5 protein-coding genes and 1 tRNA gene are annotated in these 4008 nt (G+C 29.0%); 2 read left to right on the forward strand and 4 right to left on the reverse strand.

The window, feature by feature from the left end; all coding sequences use genetic code 11:
* Positions 1 to 378, reverse strand: a 378-nt coding sequence (locus PHC28_RS16550; protein ID WP_300103229.1) for a DUF1761 domain-containing protein, incomplete at its 3' end; no start/stop codon positions are given.
* A gap of 227 nt (positions 379 to 605) precedes the next feature.
* Between PHC28_RS16550 and PHC28_RS16555 the strand changes: the two genes are divergently transcribed.
* Both PHC28_RS16555 and PHC28_RS16560 read left to right on the forward strand, forming a co-directional pair.
* Complete coding sequence (locus PHC28_RS16555) at positions 606 to 1427, forward strand: Two component regulator three Y domain protein (RefSeq protein ID WP_300103231.1); 822 nt, start codon at positions 606 to 608, stop codon at positions 1425 to 1427.
* Between the two features lie 273 nt (positions 1428 to 1700).
* Positions 1701 to 1773, forward strand: a tRNA-Met gene (locus PHC28_RS16560).
* A gap of 300 nt (positions 1774 to 2073) precedes the next feature.
* Here PHC28_RS16560 and PHC28_RS16565 read toward each other — a convergent pair.
* From PHC28_RS16565 to PHC28_RS16575, 3 genes are all read right to left on the reverse strand, one after another.
* A complete protein-coding gene (locus tag PHC28_RS16565) occupies positions 2074 to 2448 on the reverse strand; it encodes a hypothetical protein (protein ID WP_300103233.1) in 375 nt (124 codons plus the stop codon).
* A gap of 319 nt (positions 2449 to 2767) precedes the next feature.
* A complete protein-coding gene (locus PHC28_RS16570) occupies positions 2768 to 2983 on the reverse strand; it encodes a hypothetical protein (RefSeq protein ID WP_300103235.1) in 216 nt (71 codons plus the stop codon).
* 312 nt (positions 2984 to 3295) lie between these two features.
* Positions 3296 to 3979: a response regulator gene (locus PHC28_RS16575; protein WP_300103237.1), complete on the reverse strand. Its 684-nt coding sequence runs from the start codon at positions 3977 to 3979 to the stop codon at positions 3296 to 3298.
* Positions 3980 to 4008 lie beyond the last annotated feature (29 nt).

Consider the following 4008-nt stretch of genomic DNA (forward strand, 5'->3'; position numbering starts at 1 on the left):
AATGAGTGGAAGTACTATAAATAAACCCGCAATAAAACCATGTAGAGCACCATGTTTATAGGTTCGAAAAGTTTCACCGTAATCTGCCATAAATGCAGCGAAAGATGGTTTTGCTGACTCCACAAGTGTAGGTCCGCCAACTGCACTTATAACTCCTAATTGATGGATTACGATATTTTGCATCATAAATGCTAACATAAATGAATACACAAAAGTTAGCCCAAAAATTTTAATCATATTGCCTTTTTGAGCTTGTTCTTCGGTCATCCCGATTTCCTTCATCCAAATTGTACCAAAAACTTTTGGATTGTACCAAATAAAACCCACAACAAAACTTGAAAGTGCGGCCATTAAAACGGCCCATAAGTTAATTTCCATATGAATTAATTTTATAGTTATACAACCAAATATAATAATAAAAATAATAACTTTAAATAGCATATTATGATGAATTATTTATGTACGAATAGTGCTATCTTTTTTAATAATTTGTGTATTTCATCGGTTATTTTTGTTCATAATAAATAATGAGTATAACTTAGTTATAAATTAATGAATATGATTTTTTTGTTATGAAAAAAATATACACCCTACTGCTACTAATAATGTTTTCATTCATAATGAAAGCTGATGTTTCGGTTTCTGAAAAAAGTGCTCTTGTAAAATTATATAATTCTACAAATGGAAGTAATTGGACTGTAAAATGGGATTTGAAAGCCCCAGTTTCTTCTTGGTTTGGAGTAAAATTACAAGATGATAAAGTTATTTCAATTCAATTATCTAATAATAATTTAGTAGGTGTTTTACCTTCTGAGATTTCGAATTTAATATATTTGAAGGATCTTAATTTGTATAAAAATACTATTTCGGGTACAATTCCTGCTTCAATAGGAACTATGAAATCTCTTGAGTCACTTCAATTATCTTTCAATAAGTTGTCAGGAGAAATTCCAGCTTCAATTGGAGATGCAACTTCTTTAAAAACATTAGAGTTGTTTATGAATAGATTTACTGGAAAAATTCCTAATGAAATTGGAAAATTAAGCAACTTGGAAATCTTGTCATTGTATAATAATGAAATTGAGGGTCAAATACCAACTTCTGTATATGAAATGAAAAATTTAAAAATTTTGTTTTTAAATAGTAATAAATTAACTGGGTCGCTAAGTAATTCCGTGTCAAATTTAACAAATCTGGAACAACTTAGTTTGTTTGATAATCAAATGGTAGGGCAAATCCCTTTTGATTTAGAAAAATTAAATAATCTAAAAGAAATGAATCTTTCTTATAATCAATTTAGTGGAGTAGTTCCAAAAGATTTGGCCAAAAAAGATGTTTTGAATATGACTATGATTAACAATAAAGGGGTAGCTGTTGTGTTAGAAACTGTTGTTAATAAAAATACTGCAATTGTATCTGAAGAATAAATAATTAAAACAGAATATATTTTATTGAAATAGATTTATTAAAGGATTCTTTTTCGTAATGTAGTTTATAATATTTTTTTATTAATTAGTTTAAGACCTGTAAAGAATTTGCTTTATAGGTTTTTTTAATTTATATCATTTAATATTGCGTTATTAATAATTTATTTTCTTTGATAAATGCAAGCTAGCCAGTATAATACATAAAGTGTAGATATTTTTTTAAAAACACACTTGTATTTCTTAAAATTCATCGTATATTTGCACCCGAAACAACGCGGGATAGAGCAGTAGGCAGCTCGTCGGGCTCATAACCCGAAGGTCACAGGTTCGAGTCCTGTTCCCGCTACTAAGCAAAACCCATTAACTAATTAGTTGATGGGTTTTTTATTTCTACTCTGTTATCCCTTGATATTGGGCTAACCCTGGATCAATCCTAAAACCTGTGGAGCGATAAAAATTAAGCATAAATTTAGTTAGTCTAAAAAGGAAGAATTGCTTATTATAGTTTATTATTTGAAAATTGCAATCTAACCCTAGCAAAGATTTTTTTACTACTTATTGTTTTAAATTTGGAAAATTTAGAAGAACTGGATACTTTGTAGAGCTAGTGAATTAAAAATATTTTTTCGCGTTACTTGGAATTTTTTTAATGTCCCCAATTACTTTTTGTTAAGAGTAAAATAATTATGAAAATAAATACAATTATTAGTAAATAGAACACTATTTTTTTTGGTTCAATTTTTACTATTTTATTTTTAGCCTCTTTTTGGTTCTCAAGATGTTTCAACCAGCCACCATTTTCATATATTTTTTTTCCGATTTCAGTTAATTTATAGCAAAATTCGTTATTTTGATTTGGAGTAATTAACTCTTTTCTTTGCATAATTCTGGCAAAAGTTTCTGCGTCTTGAAACTTGTTTCCAACGTCGTCTTTAAAATCTTTTAGGTTTAATGAATTGCCTTTTGAATTGTATAAAAATTTTAGGTTTACATCTATTAAAACGTTAATCCGGGTAATCATAAATTTATATATTTGGGGATTTATATTTTTTCCTCACTTACCTGGCTCCCCTAAGTCTTCTCGAACAAGTAAATGTTGTTCTTAGGATGCAGACGAAGTCTCCCTACTTCGTCAATTTGCTTTTGCTCGTGTGTAAAACTGCTTTCTTTTTTAGAAACCTTTTTTTTAATTTTTTAATAATTATCGTGTTATTAATTTCCAAAGTTTACTAATGAAATTCATTCCTGTTTTTTTTATTTTTTCCATAATCAATTTTTAATTTATGTTATAATAATCAATTAATCTGAATTCTCTAACTAGCCTAGATTTTTTCCCTTGTTTAATTCAACGAATTCATTAATACCCATTTTTCAATTTCAATGGTTTCATATATTTCATCATTGATGCCTTGTAAGTCACGAACTGGTCTGTCTAATTCTGGATAAATTTCTTTGTAGCGTGTTGATTGAGAAATTAAATTGGTCAATTTTTTTTTAACTTTAGCAAGCTCGTATCGAACTTCGCCTAATGTATTCAGTATTTCTTCTCTGTCCATTTTTTATATCTCTTTGATAATTTTTTGTAGAATATTTTATTTTAATCCGTTGCAAGTTCGAAATAGTTTTTAGAAGTATTTTACGGTTTTTTGGACTTTTTTTTACGGTTTTTGGTTGTGATTATCAAGTATTTTTGCGTTAAATCATCGTAAATAAATAATTCTCATCACTTTGGATAAAAAAATGATTTCCACTAAAAATGACTTTGATAGATTGATCTAAACAAAGTTTTTGGTATCGGATTGTGAAAAATGAAAAGGAAGAAGTTAGGAATGAGTTGAGGTATTGGAGAAATAGGCCTGTTTTAGGGTTTATATCAACCCTAAACTTTTTGCACTGTCTAATAGTTCTTTGTTGGAGCCGGATTCCAAGATTAATTGTTTTTTGATGCTTGCTTTTCTTTTTTCAATTGAACTCAAACTGAGGGGAATATAGTTAGGTAAATCTTTGGTTTTTACTCCTTCGGCAATTAATCTTAGCATCTTACTGTCGTTTTCATTCCAGTTAATGTTTTTTTGAATCATTATTTTCCGGGATTGTTTGATGGATTTGCTGCAATAAATTTCATCATTTTCAACACTTTTGAATACTTCGGGAAAACTTTTGTAATCGATGTCGCTTTTGGCGATGAACCCTTCTGGGTTAATACTATTGTAAATTTGGCTTACCCACACTGGCTCATTGTGCATAGAAATAATAATTATTTTGCAGTCTGGAAAATAATCCCTAATTAGTTTTGCTACATCACAACCTGAAAATAGTTTCTTTTCTTGGAAAGGAGGAAGGTTAACATCGACAAAAGCAAAATGAATCGTTTCGTTATCGTGTTTTGTTTGGTGCCATAGATTGAATGCTCCCTCACAGCTATATCCTAGTAAGTAATTTGCCTTTTTATTGGACTCAATGCTAGAAAGTAAGGTTTTATAACTATCCACGCTCATTGGATGATCGTCGATGATTAAAATGTTCCTTTTCTGATTTTTTTTAGATTCCAAAGATTTTTATTTTGGGATAACAAAGTGTC

This window comes from Flavobacterium sp. (assembly GCF_028712645.1).
Taxonomy (GTDB): Bacteria; Bacteroidota; Bacteroidia; order Flavobacteriales; family Flavobacteriaceae; genus Flavobacterium.